Raw genomic sequence first — 25,384 nt, 5'->3', positions numbered from 1 at the left:
CAGGCTGGGCGGGGTGGGGGCTGCCGGGCGGGCCGGGGTTAATTCACGGGCGTCGGCCGGGGCCCGCCCCTACCCTCCGGGTATGGACACGGACAACGTTCCCGGCGACGTCCCCGACGCGGGCGAGCGGTCACGGCAGCTGATCGGTCTGCTCGCCGAGGAGAACAGGCTGCGGGCCTTCGCGGCGGTGGCGCTGGGCGCGCGCAGCACCCGGCAGGTGGCCGAGACGGCGGGCCTCCCGCTCAAGGACACGGCTCTCGCCCTGCTCAGACTGCGCGAGCAGGGCGCAGTGACGGACGGACCGGAGGACGGCCTGGCCGTCGCCCACGACCTCCTGCGCGAACTCGCCCGCCCGCGCGCAGCGGAGCGCTCCGCGCGCCCTGTCCCGGGCGATGTGGTGGGCACCTTCGTCCGGGACGGGCGTCTGCTCCGGCTGCCGGTCCAGTGGACCCGCAAGCAGCAGGTGCTGCGGCACATCGCGGAGCGGACCTTCGAGCCGGGGGTCGCCTACCCGGAACGGGTCGTGAACGAACGCCTGCGGGCCTGGTGCGAGGGGTCCGACGAGATCGACCATGTGACGCTCCGGCGGTACCTCGTGGACCTGCACGAACTGCGCCGGAGCGAGGGCGTCTACGAACGCGTACGGCCCCCGGCCGCTTGACGAGCCGTGCCGGGCCGCCTGAGGGACCGGTCGTGCAGTGGTGCCCGGCCGCTCGGCCACATCGTGCCGCCTGCCCCGTCCGTCCCACCGTGCCGCCTGCCCCGTCCGTCCCACCGTGCCGCCCGGCCGGTTCCGGTCCTCAGGCAGGCAGCCGGCGTACGGGGGAACCCGCCAGATAGGCCTGGATGTCCTCCACGGCCTGGCCGTAGTACGTCGTGTAGTTGGCGTGGGAGACGTAGCCGAGGTGGGGCGTGGCGAGGAGGCGCGGCGCGGAGCGCATCGGATGACCGTCCGTCAGCGGCTCGATGTCGAAGACGTCCACGCCGGCGCCGGCGATACGTCCCTCGTGCAGCGCGGCCAGCAGAGCGTCCTGGTCGACGATCGCGGCGCGGGAGGTGTTGACGAGGTAGGCGGTCCGCTTCATCAGGGCGAGCTCGGCGGCGCCGACGAGGCCGCGGGTACGGTCACCGAGGGCGAGGTGGACGGACACGAAGTCGCTGTCGCGCAGCAACTCCTCCTTCGACCCGGCGAGTTCGACGCCCACTTCTGCGGCGCGCTCCTCGGTGAGGTTCTGGCTCCACGCGCTGACGCGCATCCCGAAGGCGAGGCCGACCCGGGCGACCCGGGCGCCGATCTTCCCCAGCCCGAGCAGACCCAGCCGGCGCCCGTGCAGATCGGCGCCGACGGTCGACTGCCAGGGCCCGTTCCCGCGCAGCGCGTTGCTCTCCTGGACGATCCCACGGGCCAGGCCGAGCAGCAGCGCCCAGGTCAGCTCGACAGGCGGGGTGCTGGAACTCGCCGTACCGCACACGGTGACGCCGTGCGCCTCGGCGGCGGCGTAGTCGATGACGCTGTTGCGCATCCCGGAGGCGATGAGCAGCTTCAGCCGGGGGAGGCGGGCGATCAGCGAGGCGGGGAAAGGGACGCGTTCGCGCAAGGTCACGACGATGTCGTACCCGGCGAGCGCGGCGGCGAGGGCGTCCTCTCCCGCGAGGTGCTCGCGCAGCGCGACGACCTCCACCTGGTCCTCGATCACCGCCCAGTCGGCCAGCCGGGTCGCCACACCCTGGAAGTCGTCCAGCACCACGCAGCGAAGTCGCACGAGATCTCCCTCCCGTCCGGCGACTCTAGCGCGCCCCCGAACACCCCTCCCAGCGGGTCCCGCACCACCCGACGGCCCCTCTCACCGCCTCCGTCTGCCGAGCCATGCCCCTTCCGATGAACATCGGGGGCCACCGGGGCCGCCGTGGCTCGTTGCGGGGTGGTGGCCGGCTTCAGCAAAGTGAGGGAACCTGGCAACATTCGGCTGACCAGTAAAAACGTTAACGCCGCATGCTCCGCCCCGACCAGCGAAAAGCCCTCCCGGGTGGGAGGGCTGGACCGGCACCGCAGCGGGATCCGAAGCTGCGGCCATGCGCCGGGAAGACGCGAGCGGACGTCGTCGGTGTGCGCCGCCGGCACCTCGCAGGTGCCGCGCCGGATCACCGAGTGCCGTCGCCGCCCCGGCCGCAGCTTCCGGATACTGCTCAGATCCGACCGCCGGTCAGCCGGGTGAGGGGACCGTGCGTGCGGCGCACCGCGCGACGACCCGCCAGGTATGACGTGGCACCCAACGCCGACAGGCCCGCGCCCACACCGGCGGCGAGAGCCTTTCGATGGGCGACCGCCGTCCAGGCCGTCTTGGCGAAGGCCACGGCCTGGCCCGAGGCGGCGACGACGGCCTGGCGCCCGGCTTGGACCCGCTCGGCCGCACCGTGCACGACCGCCGTGCCTGCCGAGGCCACGGGCTCGGCCTTCCGGGCGGCAGCCGACGCGACGTCACCGGTCTTCTCGGCCGCCTTGTCCGCCGCCTGTGACGCGGGAGCAGTCGCCTTCGCCGTGGCCTGCCGCGCCTTGGCGGACGCACCCCGCTTGGATACGGAACTTCCATTCGTGCCGCTGTTCGACTGACTCATAGAGTCCGCCTTGCCGCTCGCGCGGGTGGCAAACTCCTTCGGCGGGGCCTGCGTTCGGCGTGCTGGTCCGGTTCGTCACGCAGGGCTGGCGCCCAGGATCGGCGTCGGGGTCGGGTGACCGCTTGAAGTGCCAGCCGGAGACCCTTGCTGTCGCCGGAACGGCGTCAGGCCGCTCAATGCCGCTGACGTCCGCCGACGTCGCCGTCAGTGCCGCCGTCACTGCCGTCGGAGATGCCAGCGTATGACCACTCTGAACGGGCCATCACCGCTGCTAACCTCCCCCGGTGCCCTCGGAGATACCGCGCCTGGTCGACGAACTCGTCACGCACATGAGGTCGGGCTCCGCGCCCGCTTACCGAGCCGCGATGAAGCGGCTTGCGGATACCGCTCGGGCGGGAGGGCCCGAGAGCCTGACGACTGCCGTGGAAGCCCTCGCGCCCTTGCTGCCGGGTCTTGGCGGGGACTTCGCCATGACCGCGGTGCTGGCCGGCGCCTGCGTCGAGTGGGGCGCGTCCCCCATGGCTCTCGTCGACGTGCTGCCGCAGCGTGCCTCGGAAGCCATGATGCTCAACGAGGCAGTGCCGGACTTCTGGGAGAAAGCAGCGCGCGGGCGGCCGCTGCCCGAACCGGTGAGTGCCAGCACACACCAGTTGGTGCGGACACTGACCAGGCTGACCCGATGGCGCCGGGGCCTCGACAAGAACACGATGACCCGCGTCGCCATGTCCTGGTTCGACATGGAGGACTGGCTCAAAGCCCTGATCACCGTCATGGCGGACGCGAGTTTCCGTGCGGCCGTCCCCGGCGACGTCAAAGCCGAGTTGCGCGAACATGCCGCAGCGGTCGCACATCGATCCCAGCGCGCTGCTTGGGTCGGCGCGCTGGCCGCTGTCCTTGACGACGAGCCGCTGATCGTCATCGACCCCCGTACACATTGGGGATACGCCCTCACGATGAGTGGTGTCGGGGACAACGGCCAGCTGCACATCCTCCTGGCCGATCGGCTCGTCGGGGACCCCGGACAGGGCCTGGTCGCTGGGAACCGCCCAGCGCGCTCCTGGGTCGAGGCGGCGACCAGCGGCAACCCGTACCTCGGCCCCGACGACCCGGCGATCCGCTGCTTCCGCCTCTTCGACGGCCAGGGGACCTACATCAGCCCGGAAGGCGTGCCGGCCGACATAGGCCTCCTCCACGGCACCCGCGTCCTCGTCCTGCACCCGCCGAACGGCAACTACGCCATGGGCGCGGGTCGAGTGTTCGAGCACATGACGCCGGCCCTCCGTCTCGACCGCATCCTGGAATCGACCGAGACGCAGCACTGGCTCGCCAGGCTGGCTCCCGCCGTTGAGAACGACCTGATGGCCGACTAGATACTGCCGCTTCCCTCAGTACCGCACGGCCTGGCACGACGGCCGCTTGATCCCGAAGCAACTCGGTATGAGCGCTGCTCTTGCTTGCTGCGTGTGTGGCCTGCGCTGATGGTCCGCTGACGATGGCGGCTGTTCGCGGTTGTCCGTCGTGGCCGTCACGCGGTGAGACACTCAAGCGCGACGTCGCCGTGGAGCACGCTTCTAGAGGCCGCGTAGTGCCTCGTACAGGTCGCCGTAGGTGGTCCAGCAGTCGATGCTGCCGTCGTCGTACAGGCTGCCCATGTACCAGTCGTCGTCATCGACAGGCTTCACGAGGCACAGGCTGTGGAACCCGAGGACGACTTCTGGGTGTGGCATCTCGTGGGCCTCGCCGACGCTGACCCACTTCACTGGCCGATCGGGATCCAGGGCGGCGGCTTCTTGGTCTCCCGAGACATCGCGGATTCGCTGAAGAGTCCAACCGCGGGGGAGCCGTATGTCTGCCACCCATGGATGATCCCACTCGCCAGGTGAGGGTCGTCGCGAGCGAGGGCTTGCTCGCGGGGGCTCACTTGTGGACCGCCCGCTGAGGCGGGCCGCGCCGCGCGGCATCCTGATCGTCTCGTTCAGCGCAGGTGATCTATCAAAGGTTTCGTGCTTCGCCATCGCCGCCCCGGCGAACAACTGGCCGCCCAAGCAGAAGGGCGTTGAAGTACAGCCCTAATATGTGCAGGTCAGGGGAGGGGGACCATGTTCGAAGTGAGGCACACGTGCCCGCATTGTGGACACGGCGTAGGCCGGTTGATGCGCGTCAGCGGCGAAGGCGTTTCCAACTGCGCGCGTTGCCACAAGAGTGACTGGTCCCGCCGGTTCCCGTTCTCTGCACCGGATCCCCAGCTGGCGAAGCAGGAGGCTTTGGAAGCACTCCGCGCAGAGATGGACGCGCGGCGACTCGACTGGGTGCCACGCAGCGAACAGACCATCCAGGTCAAGATTCCCGAGCGGATCGTGCCGCCTCCGCCACGTCGCCCGAAGACGGAACGAGAGCGACTTGTCGAGCATGTTGGTGACAGGAAACTCACCAAGTCCAACGCTGCTCGGAGCGCGAAGAGCAGGGCGAAGAAGCGACTTCTGGCCTACGGAGCCTTGGCGGTGGGAACTGCGGCTTGCTTCGCCATCGGAGCGGGGGGCGCTGGCGGTGACCACGTCAGGAGCGCATCCGCCAAGCCCACAACGTTGCCTAGCCTGACTGCCTCTCCCTCGGGTAGATCCTCGGCGACTCCGTCGCTTTCGGCACCGTTGAGCGACTACCAGCAGTGGAACCTTGCGAAGGCTGTGGCGGACGCCCGCAAGCACCAAGTCAGGTCGGTGACGTACACAGACCTCAGCGACCTGAACCGCAGTCCGTCTCACCTCGGCAACTGGAAAGTGTGCCGGCAGTTTCCTGATGCTGGCGCCAAGAGGGCCGGGACTCTGACGTTCGCGGTTCTGAAGACGAACGAGGCGTGCGCCTCGCCACCACGGTCTCGCTCTCATCACGAATCGTCCTCAAAGGGCGGTTCTGACTCCAGCTCGGGTGGAAGCACGTCGACGGCTGGCAGCTCGCCCGCATCGGACAGCTCCAACACGACGGAATTGTGCGGCATCCGATCCAACGCCGGTAACTGCTACCACGCTGGCCAGTTCTGCCGGAACATCGACGTGGGGGCGACGACTACGGACGCAGCAGGGCGCGAGATCACCTGCGACTATGGAGCCGGCGCCAATCGGTGGCATTACTGACAACCCGATGACCGGTCACGACTTCGCACCTGCCAGGTCCGCTCTCGGGGCTAGCCTTCTTGGGCCAGCTGCTATCGACTCGGGTGCCGACGAGATGGGGGCCTGGACCGGTCATCTCGTTGGCCACCCTTGCCGTCGGTGGGGTCCGCCCCAGCACGGTTCAGCACCGGTCCGGTCGTGTGCGGATGTGCGTCTCGAGTGCCGCTTTCTGGATACCGAGTAGTGATGCCTCTTCGGCGGTCGCCGTCCGCGGTTCCGGCTGCTCCACGGCGTGGCTGACGGTGACACCGATCGCGGCCATGCGGTTCACGACGCCCGCCCCTGCGTGCGGCCCTCCCTCGAGGAGGACAACGCGAGTGCCGGCGGTGAGGTCGTACGGCTCCCAGCTCGTGGACAGCTGCACCGGCCTGCCGTCGGCCAGGAACTCGTACGTCGTCCGGACGCACAGGTCGCCCTCGGCGATGCCGAGCCGCGTCGCGATGTCCACCGGGGCGGGCACCTTGGCCTCAGTCTGGCTTTCCCAGTCCCCTTGCTGCTGGCGGTGGCGGCGGGTTGGGGCGCTGACCTGTATCAACGTCCATGCCGTGGTCCCGTAGGGCCTGGCTGCGTTCACCGTGATTCCCCGCTGTTCCCCGCGCGATCTGGTGCGCTTGTGGTGCGAGCCGCACAGTGCCGAAGGTCGTGCTCGTGGGGCGCGTTGTCAGTGTGACGTTCGAGTAGCAGGTCAAGGAGTGTGCGCGGACGTCGGTGGACAGCGGCGTACGTAGGCGAACTGGACAACGATCAGGACAACGAGATCAGGTCCGGGAAACGACGCCGACGAACTCAGCCCCCCTGTGGTTGCTGCTCTATGCTCCGCTCTCGCGCGGCACTGGAACAAGGATTACTTCGTGACTCTGAGACACGCTTCCCTCCAGACAGGTCGGTCCCATCCATGACACCGGACGGGCGGCCGGTGTACAGGACTTACTTGATCCGTAGACGTGTTCATCCCGTACGTGAAGCCAACCGGATAGCTCCCCAGCGCCGTTGGTACACAACGAAGGGCCCGGGTTAGTCCAGGGGTCGTGCGCCGGCGTACGTGAGTGTTGACGTCAGCTGGTGATGTCAATGGCCCTGCGCGATAATCCCTTTCCGTCCTTGCGTGCTCGCCGGCTGATCTCAAGCGCTCCTAGCCTCGCACTTTCACGGTCGCGACGGCTGTTGCAGTGCATGGCGTCGGCCTCGTACGGGGTGATCGCGGCGAGGGCGCGCCGGGTATCTGCATCCGGACGGTGTTCGCCACTGGTCAGGAGGCAAACCGTGCGTCTTTGCAAGCTTCGGCGGGCATAGTGCTGGGGGCTCTCCTGCCTCATCTGCCCCGGGAGGAGCAGACGTGAGTTGGCCGTCCATTGAGCTCGTCCGCGCGGAGGCCGCGCGGTACCGCAACCGCGTAACAGGTTCCACCGCCATCGCACTGAACGCGGAGGAGACCGCACTCGTCGGTAGGGCGGTGGCTAGGGCCGCTGCCCGCCGAGCCATCCATGAGGAGGTCACCAAAGAGTGGTGGCCGCTTGCCATCCCGGGGGGACTCCTCCTCGCCGCTGCGTTTCCCTGGATCATCCGGCTGGTGGCAGTCCACGGGAACGACACGGTGTCCCTTGGTTTCCCCTGGCTCAACCATGTCAGCAACACGCATGACGCCCCCAGGCCCCACTCCGCTTTCGTGTGGATCGGCTTGGGCTTCTTCGGGGTGGCGGCCGTCATGGTGATGTGGACCCAGCATCTGTACTCACAGCCGCCCCGCGGGCGGAGTCTGCATGCCGGACGGATGGCCTTACTCCAAACCCTAGGCCTCGGCCTCGTCTCCGTCTCTCTATTCTTCTTCGCCTACTCGGGAGGCGTCCCCGGCGGACAGTGGCCCACCGCCCGCAATGCCCTGGTGCGCTTGGCCGCCACGGTCGCCCAGGGCGTTCTGTGGTTGCTAGCAATGGGCCTGCTCGTCTTGGTCTGGGTGTCGATATGCTCCGCCCTGATCAAGTGGGTGGTTCGCCCAGTCTTGCGACCTTATGACCTGCTGCTCCTCGGCCTGGTCGACGCCTGCGAAGTCACGCGTGCCCACCGCGGCACCTGGTTCGAGGAACGCTCACGAAAGGCGGTGGAACGTGCCTTGGAGAAAGCGGCCCGCAAGGCGGAGACGGCACTGCCCGCCCGCCCCTTCCCGGACGGACGCGGGCCCGCGCGGGCCGACACGCTGCGGCTGGCCGCTGTTATTCGGCAGCACCGGACTCCTATAGCCCGGGCCAGCGGCCCAACCTCCTTCGACGTCGTCACCAAGTCCCTCTGGACTGGAGTGCTCGCGCTGATCACCGACGACTGGGAGACCCTGATCGCCGCGGCTCCGCCGGTGACCGCCCTTTCCCGGCTGCGCAGGACCGCGGCTGCGGTGTGGCCCCCGGTCGTCCTCATCACCGCGGCCGTCGCGCTGCCGTGGATTCCAGCGGTGGGGCAAACGTCCGACGTGGCGAACGGGGTGCGGGTCACCCTCATCATGACGGCCGTGCTCAGCGTCGTCCTTCCCCGTGATTCCTCCGCAAAGGCCTCGATCCTCGACGCCCTCAGCAAGGCCCTGTCCCGCGGCACCGAAAAGTAGAGTCTGGCCGAAGCCGCCGCTGCGCGCCACCCATCGGTGGGGACGGCGCACCGTATCCGATGCAGACTTTGAGATCTGGCCTCATCCATAACGCGGGGGCTCCGCCGGTCGCCCCGACGCCTCCCACGCCGGTCCGGCCCACGGTCCAGCTCACCCCCGGCACCGCCCTCGCCCTCGCCCTCGCCCTCGTCGGCGGCGGCACGGCCGTCGTCCTGGTGCTCGGAGCCGTCCTGGTCTCCCTGCTCCTGGCGGTCGGGACACGGGGGAGATTCACGAGCAACGTGACCTGAAGGGCCGGGCGGAGGGTGAGACGCGCACGGTGCCGGGGCACCCGGCCCTCACGCGCATCCTGCGGCAGCACATCGCCGATGAACAGCTCCAGCCGGGTGATCTGCTCTTCCAGGGCGAGTTCGGTGGCATCCTCGCCGGCTCCGTCATCCGCCGGGCGTAGCGCAGCGCGCGTAAGGCCGTACTGCCCCCGCACGTCTTTGAGTCACCCACCGGACGGCGCGTTTACGACACCCGGAACACGCGCCTGACGAAGTGGCTCAACGACGGCATCCCGCCCGCTCAGGTGGCCGAGTGGGCCGGGAACAGCGTTGCCGTGCTGCTGGCGACGTACGCCCGGTGCATCGACGGGCAGCTGCCGGACCTGAAGCGGCGGCTGGAAGCCGCGGGTGACCTTCCGGAGGCGGAGGCGTCGGGCGCCGGCTGATCTTCGACCGGTCGAGAACTTCGACACGTATTCGATACGGCCACTCGCGAGAACCCGGTGACAGCCGGACGGCCCCGGAGTCTGCCCTTGATCATCAAGAGGGCGTCCGGGGCCTCGTCGTACCCGCTGACACCTGCTCTGACCAGCGAAAAGCCCTCCCGAGCGGGAGGGCGAAGAATGGCGCCCCCGGCAGGACTCGAACCTGCGGCCAAGCGCTTAGAAGGCGCTCGGTAGATCTTGAGTCACACCCTTGCTGACCTGCTTGTCTTTGTGCGGCGCGCGTGTCATCGTCTGCACTTCGACACGCATTCGACTCATGGATTCGTACGCCTCCGTCTGCGCCCAAGCGTCCTGGGTATCCGTCAGAGCATGCACGCTCTCGTGGCCTACCGTTCGTACGACGGCGCCGTCACGGTGTGGGCCTTCGTGGTCAGCATCCTCACCGTGCTGGCGCCGGGTTGGTACATCCGGCGCCGTAGGTAGGCCGACACCTACTGCCTCCCAAGCGGCGTCTCTGACCATTCCCTACTGACGGTTGATCGGAATCTCGTAGACGATCTCGCAGTGAGCGGCGGGCACCACGATGTCCGCCGTCTCCACGGGCCGACCATCGTCGCTGTAGTACGTCCGCCGGATGTGCGTGACGAGCGCGGCCTTCTGGATGCCCAGGAGTGACGCCTCCTCGGCGGTCGCCTGCCTCGGCTCGGGCTGCTCCACGGCGTGGCTGACGGTGACACCGATCGCGGCCATGCGGTTCACGACCCCAGCCCCGGCGTGCGGCCCTCCCTCCGGGAGGACGACGAGAGTGCCGGCGGTGAGGTCGTACGGCTCCCAACTCGTCGACAGCTGCACGGGCCTGCCATCGGCGAGGAACTCATACGTCGTCCGGACGCACAGGTCGCCCTCGGCGATTCCAAGCCGCGCCGCGATGTCCGCCGGAGCCGGCACCTTGGCCTCGGTCCGACTCTCCCAATCCCCCTGCCTGCCCACGGCCTTCATGTCCGCCCGGAACGGAGACCCGTCGGGCCGCTCACGGGCGGACGAACGAACCACCCGTACCCGCTGCCGGGGCTCGGCGACGTACGTGCCCGAACCGGCGCGGCCCTCCAGCACACCCTGGGAGATCAACAGCTCCTGAGCCCGGCGGACCACGTTCTCGCCGACCCCGTACTCCTGGCCGATCTGGGCGCGAGACGGCAGACGGTCCCCGGGCTCCCATACGTGCTCCGCGATCCGGCGCCGGAGTTCGTCGGCGATGCGGAGATAGGGCGGCTGCTCAGGCATATGGAAAATCTAGTCCACTAGCTCTAATCTAGTTAACTAGCTTCACTGAAAGTGATCGCCGGTTAGCGGAGGCTGCCCTGTGCCCGCTTCGGGATCTCGCATGGCGGCCATCGTCGCCCGGCTGACCGCCGTCGGGCTTCCCACGCGTGTGGAGGAGTACGACCGCTACACGTCGGTCGAAGCGGAGATACCGGAAGCGCTCTCCGCTGACTTATGGCGGGAGGCCCTGGAAGTGGTGGCCGAGGCCGATCGGTTCGGACTCCTCGCCACCAGCCTGAACGGCCGCACCCTCTGGGCGGTCGTACACAAAGCGGTCCCCGCGACGGGCGATGTCGGGGGACCGAGCCATCAGCGATAGGAGCTGAGCAGCGTGCTCAACCGTATCCGCCGTGCCGTCTCGCTCACCAGAGCGCGGTACGCCCCCAAGGGCAGGCATCGCCGCCCCTTAACGACGTCCCGCTCGACGGTGGTCCCAGCCTGCCCGCCGTCCGCCGATGCGTCGAGGCGGCCACTGGGCCGGGTGTCCAACATCGCCAACCATCGACTACCGCTCGCAGGGGAGGACAACGCACTCGTCCGCCCCTACGTGCTGGCCTGGGAGCAACGACTACGGCCACGGGCGGTGGTCGTCGCTTCCCATCTGCCGGCTGAAGCCTGGTCGACCCTGGCGGGGGCCTGCTGATGTCTCCACGCCAACAGCTCCGCGTCACCGAAGCATCTGCCGTCCCCTACCGGTCGACCGCCTGCCGCATCGGCACACACCCGCTCTGCACGGAGTCCTCTCCCGTCTCCGCGCCGATCGACCTGCCGGTTGTCTACGAGACGTGCGCGTGCCCGTGTCACTCGATCCCGGGCCACTCAAAGCCCAGGGAGGTGCAGCGGTGAGCGGTTGGGCACCGGGCGGCGCGCTAGTTGCCACTGTCGAGGTCACGGCGACCACTGTTCAGCGAGGCGACGTCATTCAACTGGGCGGCAGAGCGTGCCGGGTCATGGACCTCTTCCAACTTCCCCAAGGGGCCAAACGGCTTCTCTTCGAGTCGGGCGAGCTGCTGACCATACACACGCGAACCCGGCTCGTCGCCGTTCGCGTGCAGAGAAGGCGGTGACCCAGTCTGTGCCTTCACGCCATCACGACATTGCCGACGATCTCCGGCGCCAGATCACAACCGGCGCATTCAAACCGGGTGAACGCCTGCCGTCCGAGGCAGACCTCGCCGACCGATACGAGGTCAGTACGGCCACACTGCGAAGTGCGCTCGCAGTCCTCCAGGGCGAAGGTCTTGTCGAGAAGATCCACGGGAAAGGCAACTTCGTCCGCCGCTGCCTCCGCAAGATCGTGTACGTCGGGGGATGGGGAACGCTGGATCCATGGACCGCCGCAGAAGCGGCTATGCGCGTCACTGTTCGCACCACCACCATGCAGGCAGACGGCCATCTGACGTCCTTGCTGAGGGTGCCGACGGGCAGCCCTCTCGCTGAGTTCTTCTGCATCAGCCATGAGGGGGACTCACCGCACGGTCTGGCCCGCATCTACGTCCCGCGCGACCTGGCGCCAGCGGGGGTGCTGGGCGACGACTCCTCGTGGCGGGACACGGCCACGCGCTTCGCCGTCCTCGGCTCGGCACCGGCAACTGTCCGGGAAACGGTATGTGCTCGTCCACCGACACCGGACGAAGCATCCGCCCTCCGGATCGGCCCAACGGCGGCAGCCCTCGCGATCACACGGGTCGCGACCGACTCCACCGGTCGAGTCGTCGAGGCCGCGCTACTCGTGTTCCCCGGGGATCGCGTCGACGCGGTCTTCACCACCCACGACGTGACCGATGAGAAGGTAACCCAACGATGACGGCACCGAACGAACTACGACTCCTCCCGTGGTCGGGGCCGGAGGGCAAGCCCTGCTATTTGGACACCGACGACAAGGCCGGCTACATGTCCCGGCTGGCGGACAACATCGAAGCGGTGCAGCTGGGGACGGCGGCCGAGTTGCTGGAGCATGCTTCCGACATCCTCGACGACCAGGACGCTGGCCCGGAAGACTTGCGACGGCTGGCGAAGGAACTGACCAGGGCGTTGCGGGATGTTCTCCGCGTTGCGGTCAGTCGCGGTCACCTCCTGGCGGTGAGCGACCCTCATCGACCCTGAAGGGGGTCGCTGCGTCGTCTCAGAGGCTGAGGCAGCTTCCTCTGCTGCGGCCTACTGCGTGCGACCTGAGATGCCGGTCTCCTGACTGCTGGTCCCGCCGAACAAGAAGCCCGACGAAGCCCACGGTCTGGACACCATGCCGTGGGCTTCTGCCATTGCTGGGCGGCCCCGGAGACGGCTCGGCTGCATCAGCGCGTCTCCGCTTTGCCACCGCCCTGGTCAGGGCTTGCGTCGTAAGTCGGAGCCACGACTGGTTGCCGCTGTCCAGGGTCGCTGATGCCAGCGTTGGACGTCAGCGGAACAACCCTGGGACTGGGCAGACCTCCAAAGGCTCGTCTGGCCGGTCGGCCCAGCGCCACCAGACATGCCGACCGGTACACCTCCACAGTGTCCGGCAGGTCCGCCGGCCGTCGTCCTCCCGTTCGAAGAGAACAAGGCCGCCGGACCGCATGGGGTGGTTGCACTCGGGACAGGCTGGGGTGTCGGTGGTCATGCAGTGCACCTTAGGTGCGCGATCGCTTCGTCCCGAACTATCGGCTAGACGGCCATTGCGGTCCAGCACGCAGGTCGTGGGGTCTTCGACGGCCTTTGGTGGTCGGTTGCGGTTGCGGTGGTTGCTGTACTCCGCTGCTGTATAGCAACGAGCCGCCAGCGAGGTGAGAACCGACATCATTCACTTCGGCAGCGTCTCCTAGTGCCATCTCGGCCCGGTGCCGGAACTCGTGAGCCCGCCCCGTGCGATCGTGCAGAGCGGAAGCGTCGACGTCGTCGTGCAAGTACGCCCTACTCCAGGCCCTGGTGCCGTCGCTCTGCCTCGTGGTCCTCCCGCCGGGCGTCAGCTTCGTACGACTCCGCAAGCCCTTTGAGCAACTTTCTGGTTCGCGGCCACGCGCGTGCACGTTCGGCCTGTTCCCGGAAGGACCGGGCCAGCTCCGACTCTTGAACTCCGCCATCCAGGAGTCCCCGGCTGGTCACACCTCGTTTGTTGAAGATACCGATTCTAAGACCTCGTTCGATATCGCTACTGTTGATCTCTTCAAGTAGGTCTCGGACAGCCTCCGGGACCTGCACGTTGTCTGGGTCGCGTGGGGCGAAAGCAAGCACCTGACCAATCTGCTCGTCACCGATCCTGGCACGATCTCTGGCAGCCAGTTCTGCCCGTGCCGCCATCACCCACGTGCGCAGTGCAACCGGGTCGAGGGTCCCGCCGGCTGTAAGTCCGGGACATGTACGCAAAGTACGAAGGACTCTGTAGGCGTGGCTCGCTAGACTGCGTCTATTCTCCTGCTCGACGGGATCTTCTGCGTCTTCCTCGGCAGTGGTGCTGGGGCGGAAGGCCCACGTCACCAAATCTGCGAATGCCTCAGGTTCCTCAACCAGCGTCTTGTGGAGGGTTGGGGCCTCAGCGTCGAATCCGAGTGTAGGGAAGAGCTGCCACTCCAGATTGAGGATGCGTTTACGTCCGACGTGCTCGTGGTGCCGGGCCAGCAGCGCGAAGAGCTCCTTGAAGCGTGAACTGAGTTGGCCGAGTTCGGGATCGCTCAACCTAGCTGCGATGAGGTCTTCAAGCCCGGTGGCGACGATCTCAGCGGCCTCTGCGCTGTCCCCTTCTCTGTTGTATAGGAGGATTACGTCCAGCGCCGCTGCGGGACGGCCTGCGCTCAACAGCGACCGGGCCGCATCAAGAGCTCGCGGGAAGTCGGAGCCGAGCCCGAAGTAGGAGAACTCGCGCCAATAATGTTCTGTTGCTTCCGGACTGAGTTCGGCGAGCTTGGCCCAAGCGGTGGCTGGCTCCGGGGCGAGCCGCAGGATCGTTGCCTGAGTCTGTGGAACCTCGGTGAGAGAAAGAAGCCTATCGCGGAGATCATTCCCCTGGGCCCACATGCGCCGACGCAGGTACCCTGTCGCAACCTTCTTGGCTGGTGAGGCGTCCTCCTCGAGCCACGACAGCAACTCTTGGTCATGGTCCTCGGAGTGCTCTGCCAGAGCGATGCCCACCAGCTCTGCGAATTCCGTTGCGGAGGCCAGCGCCACGAGGGCCCCCAGTCCTCCGCTCGCGACTGTCTCCTCGACCGCTGTGGCCCGCCGGGCGAGGATTTCCGCGTCGTAGGCGGCGAAGTCGTCACGACGCCTGATGTCGCCGAGCGTGACCCAGTGGGATTGGAACAGCCAGGCGTGCCGCAGCACCGGATTCCGAGGCTCCAGCGCTTCGCACGCGGCTTGGAGGGGGCGAAGCTCGTCCGCGGGAAGGGCCCATGCGGTGTCCGAATACTCCTGGTGCCGTGAGATTTGATCTCGCAGCGCGTGGTGGAGAACCGCACGCTGATCGTCATCTTCCAGGCCGTAGGCCAGCTCAGTCAGCCGTTGCGCAACCTCAGCGCGGTGCTTGGGAGGGAGATCGTCGATTTTGCCGATCAGGTCCACATACAGCTCGGGCGCGGCATTGAGTTCGTCGAGGAGCAGGTCGGCAACGGCGGTGGTAACACTCCATCGATCACCGAGCGTGACGGCGATGTCCCTTTTCCAGTCACGGAAACGCGGGCCAGGATGGCTCATCTGCACCGCGTGACTGTCAGGAATGAGCTGAAGGAGCAACTTGCGGCCGACTACCGGGTGCCTCCGCGCCAGGCGTTGGATCACTCTGATGCGGTCCTCGACACCGGCGGTTGTGTTGGGAGCCCAAGCGCTGAGAATCCCCACCAGACTCGCGAGGGGACGATTTGAGAGCCGGCCGCCCGGGTCCACGGCGGCCAGCGTGGTCAGTACGTCGACTGCGTCATCGAGGTGCTCCGGAGACCATGCCAGGACCTCCAAGGACCACAGGAACCTTGTGTGGGGAGAGCTGGATCCCAGCCCCATATTGTCAGGCTCGTTGTCGGTGAACATGGCAGCGTGAAGAGGCGTGGTGCCGCTGAGGCCCTCGTGCATCGCCTCTATGAACTCCTCCGGGGCAGCCTCAGCCAGCAAGGTGAGCACATCGCCCAGGGAACGCCACAAGCTGTACGTGTCATCAGCGTTGGCCTGCTCCAGCAGATCACGGACCACCAGCCGTGCCCATCGATCCCCCGTGACGCCTCGGGGGCCCCTTAGATCCGCGCCCAGGGTGCCCAAGAGGGCGAGCGACTGGGCGAGCCCTGTGCGAAGGGTGTCTGAGAAGCGCCGTCTCACGCCCATCACCCCGGCCCTCCACCGTTCGCCCGGGTCTAGGTCGAGAATCGGGTCCGTTTCAGTCAGTACTTCCAAGACTGCCGTTCGGAAGACGTGGAGATCGTCGCTGGTTAGGGATGTACCGAACAAGGTCCAGGCATCCTCAGCAGCGAGCACGTGCCAGATCTCTTCCAGGTGGCCGAGGAAAGGGATGTCGGTCCCGGCGGCGAGCTCCCGGGCCCGTTCCTGCAACTCTTCGTACTCAAGTCCCAAGCACTGTCCGACCACACGGCGGTCTTCCCGATTGTCCCCGTTCCAGGAATTCAGCAGGAGCAGCCGTCGGCGGACCACATCGAGCGTCGAGGCCCGTTCCGGTGTGAGCGGCTCCGGGTGGTGGGCCAAGGCTCGCCGCAGCGCGAGCAGGCTGCGACGACCGAGCGTGCCGAACCGGGCCGCACGCTCGTACGACATGCCGGCGGACCGCAACAGGGACTCGATGACCTGGCTGTGGAGCCTGGGCACCTTCACGTCGCACGGGCCGCCGGGCATCGCCGCCCACACGAGCTGGTGAGGGTGCTGCTGTGGAATGTCCCGTGCGAGCGCCGGGTCTGCGAGGACCAGGATCAAAGGCTGGCGCTGCGTGATCAGTTGCTGGAGACTGCTGCTGTCGGAAACGAACAACACTCGCGCCCCCACCTGGCTGGACCCCAGGATGCCTTCCTGCTCTAGAGCAGCGGCAACGAAAGCACAAAGCTCGTCGGGGCGCAGATCACCACCTAGCGCGATCACCGGCCGCCCGGTGGCGAGTACGGCGCTGAAGTCGGCAGCCCCCTTCTCTCTCCCGGCCAGCACCACCGCCCGGTCCAGTGGGACGCGCGTCGAACGGAGCCAACTGTCAGTCCACCACGTTTCCAGAGACCGCACGCCCGGCAGTGCCTTCCCCAGTCGGGCAGCAAGCCATGCCGTGGTGGCGGGCGCCTGTTCCAGCCAGAGGTCGATCACGTCGAGGTTGTACGCGCGTACCTCCCGCCACCGACCATCCTCTGCGTGGCGGGCGGCCCAGGTTCGAGCATCTCTCCACGTGTCGAGGACGACCTCCACATAGGTGACGTCTTCGGTGGCGAGCCCGTTCGGCCCTTTCGTCCTCTTCTCGTAGTCCTCCTCGGCCTTCCTGTTGCCGCCACCAACAGACAACTCCCACACCGAGGTTCCGTCCGGCACGAACGCCGACGGTCCCGACGCTGTGACAATGCCGTCGAAACCTCCGACCGCGGTGCCGGAGCCTCCCGGCATGTCCAGGGATGCCAACCCACTTGCGGTCTCGGCTATCAAGCGCCTGACGAGCAGCGGGAGCACGGTATCGAAGCCCGCGTCACCGCGTGCTTTGCGTAGATCGTCACGATCAATTGGCGGCCATGCAGTCATGCCCCGACGGTACTGCCACCCACCGACACTCATTTCGGATTCAACTCCGTCGACGCCATCATCGCTCGCGGCGTGCTCACCGGCAGGGTCGGAGATGTCCAGGCGGGTCTGGAGGCCGGGGTCTGGGGTTTGACGCGCGTGAGCAGGATGAGACGACATTGAGTGACCTGACTTACCGGTAGAGCCAGGGGCCTGGTGTTCTCTGTGCCCCCGACAGGATTCGAACCTGCGACACCCGCTTTAGGAGAGAGGCTGGGTGATCTCGTACCTGAACTGCGGCTTTGCTGGCCGAAGAGATGCGCCCTGTCTGAACCTCAACCGGCGACAGCCAGCCACGACGGCGGGTCAGCCGACCGACCGCACACGCGTATGCCTCGCCGCACCCCCGCCGGCCTCGCCACGCAGCCATGCCGTCGACCAGAGTGAGCCGCGCCGGCGGAAGCGTGGTGGTGAGACCTTGAGTGATGACCTCTTGGCCCCGAAGGAACTTGGGTGGAGGAACTGCCTTGGGCTGGTGGGCCTCTCACGTGCGCTGATGGTCCGCAGACGTCCGCGCTTGTTCGCCGCTGTCCATCGGCGTTGTCACCTCAGCCGCCACACGCTCAAGGCCGTCCGCCCTAGATGTGCGGACGTCTGGTGGGCTTTGACGCCTAATCACCAGATCGGGTCCCAAGTGTCAGTCCGGCCCTCTAGCCTTCCAGGCAACACGAGTCGACCTTGAAGAAGGAGCCGCAAGTGACCCGGCAAGCTGAAAGCCTTCCGAAGTCTTGGCGTGATCGCGTCAATACGCTTGGCTACATTTCTGGCGGCATCGAGTCTCAGGCATCCATGCTTCGACAGATTCTTGGCCAATTGCCGTGCAGTGGCGAATCGACTCTGATTTGGAAAAACTTGGAGGGAAAAGAAGTTTCGGCTCGCTGTGAAAATCTATGCCGCAGTCAATTGTCTGCGGCCGGTCTGGTCGTCCGTCGCGAGAAAGAAGGCCAATGGGAGGCAAGCGAGTTTGCAGTGAAGTGGCTTGAAGCTCCCGAACCAGAGGCCTTGGCCATCCACTTTCACAACAACGTAAAATTTATCGGTGAGCTCCTTAATGGCATTGGGGTGAAGACTTCCCAAACGGATCTGTTCAACCTTGCGCGGGATACCTACGGTTTGCCGTGGTCCAGTCTTGATCAAGTCCGCCGTCGGACGGGATGGCTCAGAAGTCTGGGTATGGTGGAACTCTGGGGAACTCAGGTAGTACGCACTCCAGCAGGAGAAGCACTGCTTAGTAAAATCGAATTGTGTTCCCCTGAAGAGGCTAAAGGAGAAGTGGCAGTTGCCGAGGAGGTAGCTACTGTAGATTCGGAAGCCGTACAGTATCTGTCTGACACTCCAGAAATGGACCAGGATGCACTCCGGGGCCGGCGCCCCTTGATTGGGTATATTCCGCGAGGAACAAAATCGGCAAGCCGGGATAGTGATGAATCTTCACTGTCTGCTTCTGAGGCCGTTCGGAACCTGATCTCACTTCTTGGCGACGGAATGACCACTGAAGACTTCCGCAATGCATGCGCCGAGCAATTGGGAATCACACATTCATCCTTCCAGTCAACTTTGCATGCGCTGCGGCACATGGGCCTAATTGAGCAGGTGGCATTCAATGTATTTGCGCCGACGGCAGACGCTCAGTGGTTGACCGATGTCGGGAATGAGCAAGTCCTTGTTGCATTCTTGCATTCGCGGTATTCGTTCTTTGGTGAGATTCTGAAGGTTATCGACGATCCCTCGACGACGTCTAGTCTCACCACCCAGGCAAAAGAGCGCTTTGGGTACGCACAAGCTTCCAATGGGGAGATCCGCCTTAGATTGGGTTTCCTGCAAGACGCTGGTCTTGTCGAGCGGGTGGACTGGCAAAGGTTCCGTGTCACGGGCGTCGGCAAGGCTTTTGCCGAGCTTCTGAGCCTACAAAAAGAATCTGTGGCGGCAGAGGCACAAGTTGCAGATCCGGTCCCCGACCAGGAGGACTCTCCGAGGTCCTTGATCGGAGATATCGTCCGTGATCTGCAAGAGTACGGAAAGGATGGAAACGAGAGTAAGGCCTTCGAAGAGGCGATTGCCCGAGCTTTCCGGTTCCTTGGGTTTCATGCCGAACATCTCGGCGGCCCAGGCAGAACGGACGTCCTTGCTGTAGCCCAGTTGGCTCCTGGTGATAGCTACCGCGTTATCATCGACGCTAAAAGCTCCGGGAGCGGTATTGTAGCCGAGTCGAGCGTTAAATTTGACGCTCTGCGTGATCATAAGCGGAAACATAAAGCCGAGTATGCACTGGTTATCGGTCCTGATTTCGCTACCCGTTTGAAGGATTGGTCCGTAGAGAACGGTGTCGTGATGCTTCAGGTGGAGGATCTCGTTTCCGCGTTGAAGCGCCATGCACTCAGCCCAATTTCCCTACGTGACATGCGGGACGTTTTCAGTCGCCCGGACGCCCATAGGGACGAGATCGCTGAGCAATACGCAGCTTCAGAGCGTCGCTCCTTGCTTATCGGAAAGATTCTGGCGCTTGCCTTGCAGGAGGCAGTCGACAACGACCCGATTGCATCTGGATTCATCAGCGTAGAGAACATTATTTACGCGCTTCGGAAAGAAGTTACTCCACGTCCAACAGCAGACTCCGTGCGGGAGTGCTTGGACTTCCTTTCAAGTCCTTTGGTTGCCGCCCTAGAGGAAAATAAGGGACGCTATAAACTAGCGGACTCACCGCATAATGCAGCCCTTAGGTTGCGCGGAATTGGCGCTTCTCTCGTTTCGGAGTCACGAGATATTGCGGGTGAGTAACGGCCGTTTTGTTGTAGCGCAAGGCCGGCGGAGCGGGTTTGGCCGGTGGCCTGCCCGGTCTGGGGTCGGGCATGACCAGGGGGCCGTACGCTGGTTGGCAACTCGGGCAGGCTTTGGACCTGCCCGCAATGTGCACGAGTGGCCCCCTGGTCTTGCTCGACGCGGGACCCGGACCGGGGAGGTGGCTAAAGCCGTGGAGCCGACCGCCCCAGCCACGACGTACCCCTTCTCTGGCATCAGGTGGCTGATTGCTGTACGCGCGGCACGGGCGCCGGCCGGGCTGGAGCGGGGCGGAGACAGGAGCGCAGGCCCGGCCGGGGGCCGGGCCGCGCGCGGTGAGCGGAGCGAGCCGCCTTGATGAAGGAGAGAAGGTTTTATCCCGCTGGGATGAGGCGCTTGATGAAGGAGAGAAGGTTTTATCCCGCTGGGATGAGGCGCTTGCCGTCGTGGCTACGTACGTGAGGCCCGTTGCCGTCCAGGGCGTCCAGGAGTCTGACCGCGAAGACCTCGGACATGCGCTCGCTGACCTCGTCGGGCGTGAGCCAGGAAACCGCGGTTGACTCGCTCGACGTGCGCTCGGTGCCGCCGGACGGCTTGCAGCGGAAGACCAGGGCCACGATGCCGCGGGTGAGGTTCTTGTAGACGCCGGTCAGCTCGTCCACCTCGACGTGGATGCCCGTCTCCTCCAGGACCTCGCGGGCTACGCCGGCCTCGGGGGTCTCGGTGAGTTCGAGGATGCCGCCGGGGAGCTCCCAGGTGCCGTTGTCGGCTCGGCGGATCGCCAGGAGGCGGCCGTCCTCGCGCACCACCACTCCGGCCACGGATACGGAGTGCAGGGGAGACGGCGTCGCTTCCTGTGCTTGACTCATGTAGAGGAGCATAGGAGGCAGAGAAGGACTATGGGAACTGCGGCTGGAGGGGTCGGGTCCGGACCTCGGTACGTGCAGATCGCGGACGAGATCGTGCAGCAGATCCGGGCGGGAGTTCTCAAGCCTGGCGACATGGTGCCGAGTGAGTCTGAGCTGGTGGAGCGCTATGGCGTGTCCGGCGGGACGATCCGTAAGGCCATGGTCGAGGTGCGCGCGAGTGGGCTGGTCGAGACCCGGCACGGCAAGGGCTCGATCGTGAAGAACCGGCCTCCTGTGCGGCACCGCTCCTCCGATCGCTTCCGGCGCTCGCTCCGGCAGGGCGGGCAGGCCGCTTACCTTGCGGAGTCCGCCCAGTCCGGCGCCACCGCCAAGGTCAGCGTTCTGTACATCGGGCCCATGGAGGCGCCCGAGGATGCCGCCCAGCGCCTGGGCGTCCCCGCCGGTACGCAGGTGCTGGCTCGCCGGCGTCTCTACTTCCGTAACGGCACCCCGGTCGAGACGGCGACGTCGTACCTGCCCTGGGACGTCGTGAAGGACATCCCGGAGCTGTTCGGCGAGAACCCCGGCGGCGGTGGCATCTACGCCCGCCTCGAAGACCACGGGCATGAGTTCGCGGAGTTCGTCGAGACGCTGCAAGCGCGGCCGGCCTCCAAGGCGGAAGCCTCGGAGCTGGCACTGAGTCCGGGTGCACCCGTGGTTCACCTGATCCGTGAGGCCCGCACGACCGCGGGTCTCGTGGTCGAGGTGTGCGACACCCTCATGGCCGCTGACCAGTTCGTTTTCGAGTACCGGATCCCCGCCGCCGACTGACGCGCACTCAACTCTCCGCCCCCCGTCACGAGTTCTTCTTCGTGGCGGGTTGACTCATGTACAGGAGCCAGGCACTCTTCTTCCTGTCACTCATATACATGAGTGGTGGAGTTCAGCATCTATAGAGGAGTGATCGCTGTGCGTCAGATTCCCGTCGACACCAACGGCGCCGTCGTGATGGTTGCCAAGTCCCCGCAGGTCAAGGTCCGTGACCGCCGTACCGGCGAGATCGCCACCGACGCCGAGACCGGTGCCAAGCTGATGACGGTCGACGTGATGTTCGCGGCGAACGAGGAGGTGGAGATCCTCTCCATCACCGTCCCGGAGCCCGGCATCACCGGCGAACTGGCCATGGGCACGCCGGTCGCGCTTACCGGCCTGATCGCCCGGCCCTGGGAGAACGACTTCAACGGCCAGAAGCGGCACGGCATCGCGTTCCGCGCGGTCGCGGTCACTTCGCTCGCCGATGCCGCCGCAAGGCCCAAGGCGGCCTGATCATGACCGCCTTAACGGTCGCCCTGGTGCTGGTCGTCGCCGCCGTAGGTGTTCTGCGGTGGCGGCGTCCCGCCTGGTACTGGTTGACCTTCGGGGTCACGCTGGCCGTGGTGCGGGTCCTGGTCCGGTACGGCTCCGTCATGGACGCGTGCGGGCTGACCGTTCCGCCCGCGCGGTGGCGGCTCGCCCTCGCCCGTGCCACCAACCGGCCGACACCGGGGCCACGCGCCCCGCGCATTCTGCGGCTGCGGCCGACTCGTACCGGCCTGGTCCTGCGGCTCAAGCTCCGGCCTGGGCAGGACGCCTTCGACGTCGCCGCCGCCTCGGACCGGCTCCGGCATTCCTTCTCGATGTACGGCGTGACCTCGCGGGAGCTGCGCTCCGGCGTCGTAGAGGTGCGGATGACCGGCTACGACGTACTCAAGCGGGTGCAGATGCCGGCCCAGACCGACACCCAGCCGATGCGGGTGCCGGTCGCCCTGCGGCAGGACGGCTCGGTGCACTACCGCGACTACCGGGCGATACCCCATGCCCTCACCCTCGGGGCCACGGAGTCCGGCAAGTCCGTCTACCAGCGCAACCTGGTCGCCGGACTCGCTCCGATGGACGTCGCCCTCGTCGGTATCGACTGTAAGCAGGGGGTCGAACTGTTCCCGCTGGCCCGCCGGTTCTCCGCGCTGGCCGACGACCCCGACACCGCTGCCGACGTGCTTGATGCGCTCGTGGTCCGGATGGAGCGCATCTATCAGGTCATCCGGGCCCAGCAGCGCATCGCCGCGGACGTGCCGGACGCGGAGATCGCCGCAGACATCTGGGACCTGCCGACCGATCTGCGCCCGACCCCGGTCGTGGTCCTGGTCGACGAGGTTGCGGAACTCGCCCTGTACGCCAACAAGGAGGAGGAGAAGCGCCGGGACCGCATCATCACCGCCCTGGTTCGCCTCGCCCAGCTCGGCCGAGCGGCCGGCATCTACCTCGAAATCTGTGGGCAGCGCTTCGGCTCCGAACTCGGCAAGGGCATCACCATGCTCTGCGCCCAGCTCACCGGCCGTACCGCGCACCGTGTCAACGACGAGACCTCCGCCAACATGGCCTTCGGCGACATCGCCCCGGACGCCGTCCTCGCCGCCATCCAGATCCCGGCGGAGATGCGGGGGCTGGCCATCGCGGGCGACTCGTCCGGAGGGTGGCACCGCATCCGTGCCCCGCACACCTCACTTCGACAGGCCGTGAACATCTGCAACCGGCATGCCGATCAGACGCCGGACCTGCCCGAGCTGGCTCCGTTCCGGCCCGCTCTCTCCGGCTCGGCCGACGCTCCCTTGCCGGCGGCCAAGCGGTCCCCGGCTACCGCCTGACTTCTCGGATTTCCACCGGTCGGCGTGACCGCTCTCGCGCCAAGTCCCTACCCCGCCATGCCCAAAGAAGGGAGATCTCGCTGTGTGCCCGAACTGCGAGGACTTCGCCCGGACCGTGCTCCTGCTCGGCCAACTCGCCCTCTACGCCGACACGGTCGGCGCCGATCTCGACTTCGTTGAGACCGTCAGTGCGTCCCTCGCCGTCTCCCTGCCCGAGCCGCCGCCCGGCGTGTTCCCGGACGGCTACGACCCCGACGGTGGCCCCGCCTACCCGGGTGACTCCTGATGGGTGCTCGTCACGGCCTCCGTGTCGACGCGGTCCTGGTGCAGGCCGTCATCGCCGGCGCCCTGTCCTTCGCGCATCTGCACGACCTGGCCTCCGCCGCCGGGCAGAACGGGTGGAAGGCGTGGGCCTACCCGGTCAGCGTTGACCTGCTCCTGGTGGCCGCCTGGCGGCGCCTGCGCAGTGAGGGCCCGTCCCGGCTGGCCTGGTGCTGGTTCCTGGTCGCGCTCTGCGCCTCGCTCGGTGCCAACGTCGCCACCGCCGGGTTCCTTGACCTGACCGACCCGCCCGCCTTGCTCCGCCTCGGCATCGCCGGATGGCCTGCTCTTGCCTTCCTCGGCGGCACGCTCCTCGCTCACTCGTCGGCTGCGGAGTCGGAGCCGCTTGCGCCGGCACCCGTCGCGGAGGCGGAGGGCGCGGAGCCTCCGGCTCAGCAGCCGGTACCGGACGCCGAAGCCGCTTCGGCCACAGACGCCGTACCCGAGCCTGACGCGGCCCCGTCCCCTTCGGACAAAGCTCCCGCCCCGGCCTCCGCTCCTCAGGTCCCCGCCGTCCTTGTCGACCACGCCCGCAAAGTCGCCGACGAGTACCGCGCTCGTACCGGGGCCCCGATCGACCCCGACACCCTGCGCTCCCGCCTGGGTGTCCCGCCCCACCTCGCCGACGCCATCGCCGCCCACCTCGCCTGATCGGCGAGAGAGGAAGACCAGTGATCCGTGACCCGGGCGACCTGACCGCCTCCGACTACCTCGACGGCGCCCGTGAGATGGCCGCCGCCAACCGGCCCTTCCTCGCCCACCTGCTCGCCGAGGAAGCCGCCCGCCTCACCGCCGACCCGGCCACCGCCGCCGGCATCCGCGCCGGCTTCCCCGCCCCGACCACGACCCGAGAGGAGACCGACTGACATGCCCGCCCGCGACCACTTCCACTCCGTAATGCGCATCGGCCCCGTGCAGATCGGCACGCACCGCGACCGCAACGGCCAGACCAAGCACGCCGCCGTGTGCAGCTCCGACGGCTGCGGCTGGTCCGCCGACTACTCCAGCCAGTCCGCGGCCCAGCTCGCCGCCCGCACCCACCGCTGCCGCGTCCGCTAGGAGACATCCGCCATGCAGGTCCCGCTCTGGCTCGCGCTGCTCGTCGTCGGCTACCTCGGCGTCAAGCTCATCCGCCCGCCCGCCTGGCTCATCGCCGTCCTCCTGCTCGGCGGCTTCCTCCTCGCCGACAGCGTCCTCGCCCCGGCCATCAACGCCCTCGTCAAGTAACCAGCCCGCGAGAGGAGACCACCGATGTTCCGCCCGAAGATCCCGACCATGCCCACGCCGGCTGGACTCGGCACACCGCCCGTCGTCGAGCCGACCGCCATCATCTCGAGCGCGGGGACCCCGCCGGTCGCCCCGACGCCTCCCACGCCGGTCCGGCCCACGGTCCAGCTCACCCCCGGCACCGCCCTCGCCCTCGTCGGCGGCGGCACGGCCGTCGTCCTGGTGCTCGGAGCCGTCCTGGTCTCCCTGTTCCTGGCGGTCGCCATCACCGGAGCCTCGGTCGCCGTCTGCGCGGTCGTCCTGCGCTCCCTGCTCGCCTCCGACACAAAGCGTCGCTGACCGGCCCCCGGGCGGTCTCGATACCGCCAAGCATCCGCCGCCCGGGCGCCGAC

The 25,384-nt window shown here is 66.9% G+C and carries 24 protein-coding genes, 1 tRNA gene and 2 pseudogenes; 20 read left to right on the top strand and 7 right to left on the bottom strand.

What is annotated here, in order from left to right:
• Positions 1–82 precede the first annotated feature (82 nt).
• Positions 83–661: a DUF2087 domain-containing protein gene (locus AB0946_RS02930; protein WP_366758845.1), complete on the top strand. Its 579-nt coding sequence runs from the start codon at positions 83–85 to the stop codon at positions 659–661.
• Between the two features lie 139 nt (positions 662–800).
• On the opposite strand, the gene AB0946_RS02925 is transcribed toward AB0946_RS02930, so the two are convergent.
• Entirely contained in the window at positions 801–1,763 is a 963-nt protein-coding gene (locus AB0946_RS02925; RefSeq protein ID WP_366758844.1) for a D-2-hydroxyacid dehydrogenase family protein, read from the bottom strand.
• A gap of 424 nt (positions 1,764–2,187) precedes the next feature.
• A complete protein-coding gene (locus AB0946_RS02920; protein WP_366758843.1) occupies positions 2,188–2,616 on the bottom strand; it encodes a hypothetical protein in 429 nt (142 codons plus the stop codon).
• A gap of 284 nt (positions 2,617–2,900) precedes the next feature.
• Here AB0946_RS02920 and AB0946_RS02915 point away from each other — a divergent pair, with 284 nt between their 5' ends.
• Complete coding sequence (locus AB0946_RS02915) at positions 2,901–3,986, top strand: hypothetical protein (protein ID WP_366758842.1); 1,086 nt, start codon at positions 2,901–2,903, stop codon at positions 3,984–3,986.
• Between the two features lie 1,942 nt (positions 3,987–5,928).
• On the opposite strand, the pseudogene AB0946_RS02910 reads toward AB0946_RS02915, so the two are convergent.
• Positions 5,929–6,279: pseudogene (locus AB0946_RS02910) on the bottom strand (UTRA domain-containing protein); the annotation flags it as partial.
• Between the two features lie 843 nt (positions 6,280–7,122).
• On the opposite strand from AB0946_RS02910, the gene AB0946_RS02905 reads away from it, so the two are divergent.
• The 4 genes and pseudogenes from AB0946_RS02905 to AB0946_RS02890 all read left to right on the top strand — a co-directional run bounded on the left by AB0946_RS02905 (position 7,123) and on the right by AB0946_RS02890 (position 9,094).
• Complete coding sequence (locus AB0946_RS02905) at positions 7,123–8,379, top strand: hypothetical protein (RefSeq protein ID WP_366758841.1); 1,257 nt, start codon at positions 7,123–7,125, stop codon at positions 8,377–8,379.
• A 59-nt stretch (positions 8,380–8,438) separates the two neighbouring features.
• Positions 8,439–8,633 (top strand): annotated as a pseudogene (locus AB0946_RS02900) (hypothetical protein); the annotation flags it as partial.
• A 65-nt stretch (positions 8,634–8,698) separates the two neighbouring features.
• Positions 8,699–8,830 carry a hypothetical protein gene (locus AB0946_RS02895; RefSeq protein WP_366758840.1) on the top strand — a complete coding sequence of 44 codons (132 nt, stop codon included), beginning with the start codon at positions 8,699–8,701 and terminating at the stop codon, positions 8,828–8,830.
• A 153-nt stretch (positions 8,831–8,983) separates the two neighbouring features.
• Positions 8,984–9,094, top strand: a complete 111-nt coding sequence (locus tag AB0946_RS02890; RefSeq protein ID WP_366758839.1) for an integrase — start codon at positions 8,984–8,986, stop codon at positions 9,092–9,094.
• A gap of 525 nt (positions 9,095–9,619) precedes the next feature.
• Here the strand turns inward: AB0946_RS02890 and AB0946_RS02885 are convergent.
• The gene (locus tag AB0946_RS02885; protein ID WP_366758838.1) at positions 9,620–10,378 is read right to left on the bottom strand and encodes a GntR family transcriptional regulator; all 759 of its coding nucleotides are present in this window, start codon (positions 10,376–10,378) and stop codon (positions 9,620–9,622) included.
• A gap of 100 nt (positions 10,379–10,478) precedes the next feature.
• Here AB0946_RS02885 and AB0946_RS02880 point away from each other — a divergent pair, with 100 nt between their 5' ends.
• The 4 genes from AB0946_RS02880 to AB0946_RS02865 all read left to right on the top strand — a co-directional run bounded on the left by AB0946_RS02880 (position 10,479) and on the right by AB0946_RS02865 (position 12,523).
• Entirely contained in the window at positions 10,479–10,736 is a 258-nt protein-coding gene (locus tag AB0946_RS02880) for a hypothetical protein (protein ID WP_366758837.1), read from the top strand.
• A 523-nt stretch (positions 10,737–11,259) separates the two neighbouring features.
• Positions 11,260–11,484 (top strand): hypothetical protein, encoded by a 225-nt coding sequence (locus AB0946_RS02875; protein ID WP_225810407.1) that lies wholly within the window; start codon positions 11,260–11,262, stop codon positions 11,482–11,484.
• Positions 11,481–12,224, top strand: coding sequence for a GntR family transcriptional regulator (locus AB0946_RS02870; RefSeq protein WP_366758836.1), 744 nt, complete (start codon positions 11,481–11,483; stop codon positions 12,222–12,224). Before AB0946_RS02875 ends, AB0946_RS02870 begins: the two co-directional genes overlap by 4 nt.
• The gene (locus tag AB0946_RS02865) at positions 12,221–12,523 is read left to right on the top strand and encodes a hypothetical protein (protein ID WP_366758835.1); all 303 of its coding nucleotides are present in this window, start codon (positions 12,221–12,223) and stop codon (positions 12,521–12,523) included. Before AB0946_RS02870 ends, AB0946_RS02865 begins: the two co-directional genes overlap by 4 nt.
• A 783-nt stretch (positions 12,524–13,306) precedes the next feature.
• Here the strand turns inward: AB0946_RS02865 and AB0946_RS02860 are convergent.
• Both AB0946_RS02860 and AB0946_RS02855 read right to left on the bottom strand, forming a co-directional pair.
• A complete protein-coding gene (locus AB0946_RS02860; RefSeq protein ID WP_366758834.1) occupies positions 13,307–17,095 on the bottom strand; it encodes a hypothetical protein in 3,789 nt (1,262 codons plus the stop codon).
• A 205-nt stretch (positions 17,096–17,300) separates the two neighbouring features.
• A tRNA-Arg gene (locus AB0946_RS02855) sits at positions 17,301–17,375 on the bottom strand.
• Between the two features lie 455 nt (positions 17,376–17,830).
• Here AB0946_RS02855 and AB0946_RS02850 point away from each other — a divergent pair.
• Positions 17,831–19,912 (top strand): hypothetical protein, encoded by a 2,082-nt coding sequence (locus AB0946_RS02850; protein WP_366758833.1) that lies wholly within the window; start codon positions 17,831–17,833, stop codon positions 19,910–19,912.
• Between the two features lie 416 nt (positions 19,913–20,328).
• On the opposite strand, the gene AB0946_RS02845 is transcribed toward AB0946_RS02850, so the two are convergent.
• Positions 20,329–20,793, bottom strand: a complete 465-nt coding sequence (locus tag AB0946_RS02845; RefSeq protein ID WP_366758832.1) for an NUDIX domain-containing protein — start codon at positions 20,791–20,793, stop codon at positions 20,329–20,331.
• A gap of 18 nt (positions 20,794–20,811) precedes the next feature.
• On the opposite strand from AB0946_RS02845, the gene AB0946_RS02840 reads away from it, so the two are divergent.
• The 9 genes from AB0946_RS02840 (at position 20,812) to AB0946_RS02800 (ending at position 25,331) form a co-directional block, all read left to right on the top strand.
• The gene (locus tag AB0946_RS02840; RefSeq protein ID WP_361783556.1) at positions 20,812–21,591 is read left to right on the top strand and encodes a GntR family transcriptional regulator; all 780 of its coding nucleotides are present in this window, start codon (positions 20,812–20,814) and stop codon (positions 21,589–21,591) included.
• Positions 21,592–21,729: 138 nt separating this feature from the next.
• Positions 21,730–22,086 carry a hypothetical protein gene (locus AB0946_RS02835; protein ID WP_361783559.1) on the top strand — a complete coding sequence of 119 codons (357 nt, stop codon included), beginning with the start codon at positions 21,730–21,732 and terminating at the stop codon, positions 22,084–22,086.
• Between the two features lie 2 nt (positions 22,087–22,088).
• On the top strand, positions 22,089–23,444 hold the full coding sequence (locus tag AB0946_RS02830; RefSeq protein WP_366758831.1) for an FtsK/SpoIIIE domain-containing protein: 1,356 nt from the start codon (positions 22,089–22,091) through the stop codon (positions 23,442–23,444).
• Positions 23,445–23,526: 82 nt separating this feature from the next.
• Positions 23,527–23,730, top strand: a complete 204-nt coding sequence (locus AB0946_RS02825) for a hypothetical protein (protein ID WP_366758830.1) — start codon at positions 23,527–23,529, stop codon at positions 23,728–23,730.
• Positions 23,730–24,416: a DUF2637 domain-containing protein gene (locus AB0946_RS02820; protein WP_366758829.1), complete on the top strand. Its 687-nt coding sequence runs from the start codon at positions 23,730–23,732 to the stop codon at positions 24,414–24,416. Before AB0946_RS02825 ends, AB0946_RS02820 begins: the two co-directional genes overlap by 1 nt.
• A gap of 20 nt (positions 24,417–24,436) precedes the next feature.
• Positions 24,437–24,631: a hypothetical protein gene (locus tag AB0946_RS02815; protein ID WP_366758828.1), complete on the top strand. Its 195-nt coding sequence runs from the start codon at positions 24,437–24,439 to the stop codon at positions 24,629–24,631.
• 1 nt (position 24,632) lies between these two features.
• On the top strand, positions 24,633–24,824 hold the full coding sequence (locus AB0946_RS02810; RefSeq protein WP_356340743.1) for a mobile element transfer protein: 192 nt from the start codon (positions 24,633–24,635) through the stop codon (positions 24,822–24,824).
• A gap of 12 nt (positions 24,825–24,836) precedes the next feature.
• Positions 24,837–24,992, top strand: a complete 156-nt coding sequence (locus AB0946_RS02805) for a hypothetical protein (protein ID WP_101417603.1) — start codon at positions 24,837–24,839, stop codon at positions 24,990–24,992.
• A 24-nt stretch (positions 24,993–25,016) separates the two neighbouring features.
• Positions 25,017–25,331: a SpdD-like protein gene (locus AB0946_RS02800; RefSeq protein ID WP_366758827.1), complete on the top strand. Its 315-nt coding sequence runs from the start codon at positions 25,017–25,019 to the stop codon at positions 25,329–25,331.
• The last annotated feature ends 53 nt before the right edge of the window (positions 25,332–25,384 follow it).

This window comes from Streptomyces sp. NPDC046870, assembly GCF_040704595.1.
In the GTDB taxonomy this organism is placed as follows: domain Bacteria; phylum Actinomycetota; class Actinomycetes; order Streptomycetales; family Streptomycetaceae; genus Streptomyces; species Streptomyces argyrophylli.
Note: the sequence above shows the minus strand (reverse complement) of the source record. Positions and strands in the feature narration are given on the sequence as shown.

What these genes read in the sequence shown, in the direction of transcription:
- AB0946_RS02840 (WP_361783556.1), top strand. Translation starts at nt 20,812, where the DNA reads ATGGGAACTGCGGCTGGAGGGGTCGGGTCCGGACCTCGGTACGTGCAG.
- AB0946_RS02885 (WP_366758838.1), bottom strand. Translation starts at nt 10,378, where the DNA reads ATGCCTGAGCAGCCGCCCTATCTCCGCATCGCCGACGAACTCCGGCGC.
- AB0946_RS02845 (WP_366758832.1), bottom strand. Translation starts at nt 20,793, where the DNA reads ATGCTCCTCTACATGAGTCAAGCACAGGAAGCGACGCCGTCTCCCCTG.
- AB0946_RS02860 (WP_366758834.1), bottom strand. Translation starts at nt 17,095, where the DNA reads ATGACTGCATGGCCGCCAATTGATCGTGACGATCTACGCAAAGCACGC.
- AB0946_RS02920 (WP_366758843.1), bottom strand. Translation starts at nt 2,616, where the DNA reads ATGAGTCAGTCGAACAGCGGCACGAATGGAAGTTCCGTATCCAAGCGG.
- AB0946_RS02830 (WP_366758831.1), top strand. Translation starts at nt 22,089, where the DNA reads ATGACCGCCTTAACGGTCGCCCTGGTGCTGGTCGTCGCCGCCGTAGGT.
- AB0946_RS02805 (WP_101417603.1), top strand. Translation starts at nt 24,837, where the DNA reads ATGCAGGTCCCGCTCTGGCTCGCGCTGCTCGTCGTCGGCTACCTCGGC.
- AB0946_RS02820 (WP_366758829.1), top strand. Translation starts at nt 23,730, where the DNA reads ATGGGTGCTCGTCACGGCCTCCGTGTCGACGCGGTCCTGGTGCAGGCC.
- AB0946_RS02880 (WP_366758837.1), top strand. Translation starts at nt 10,479, where the DNA reads ATGGCGGCCATCGTCGCCCGGCTGACCGCCGTCGGGCTTCCCACGCGT.
- AB0946_RS02930 (WP_366758845.1), top strand. Translation starts at nt 83, where the DNA reads ATGGACACGGACAACGTTCCCGGCGACGTCCCCGACGCGGGCGAGCGG.
- AB0946_RS02800 (WP_366758827.1), top strand. Translation starts at nt 25,017, where the DNA reads ATGTTCCGCCCGAAGATCCCGACCATGCCCACGCCGGCTGGACTCGGC.
- AB0946_RS02810 (WP_356340743.1), top strand. Translation starts at nt 24,633, where the DNA reads ATGCCCGCCCGCGACCACTTCCACTCCGTAATGCGCATCGGCCCCGTG.
- AB0946_RS02865 (WP_366758835.1), top strand. Translation starts at nt 12,221, where the DNA reads ATGACGGCACCGAACGAACTACGACTCCTCCCGTGGTCGGGGCCGGAG.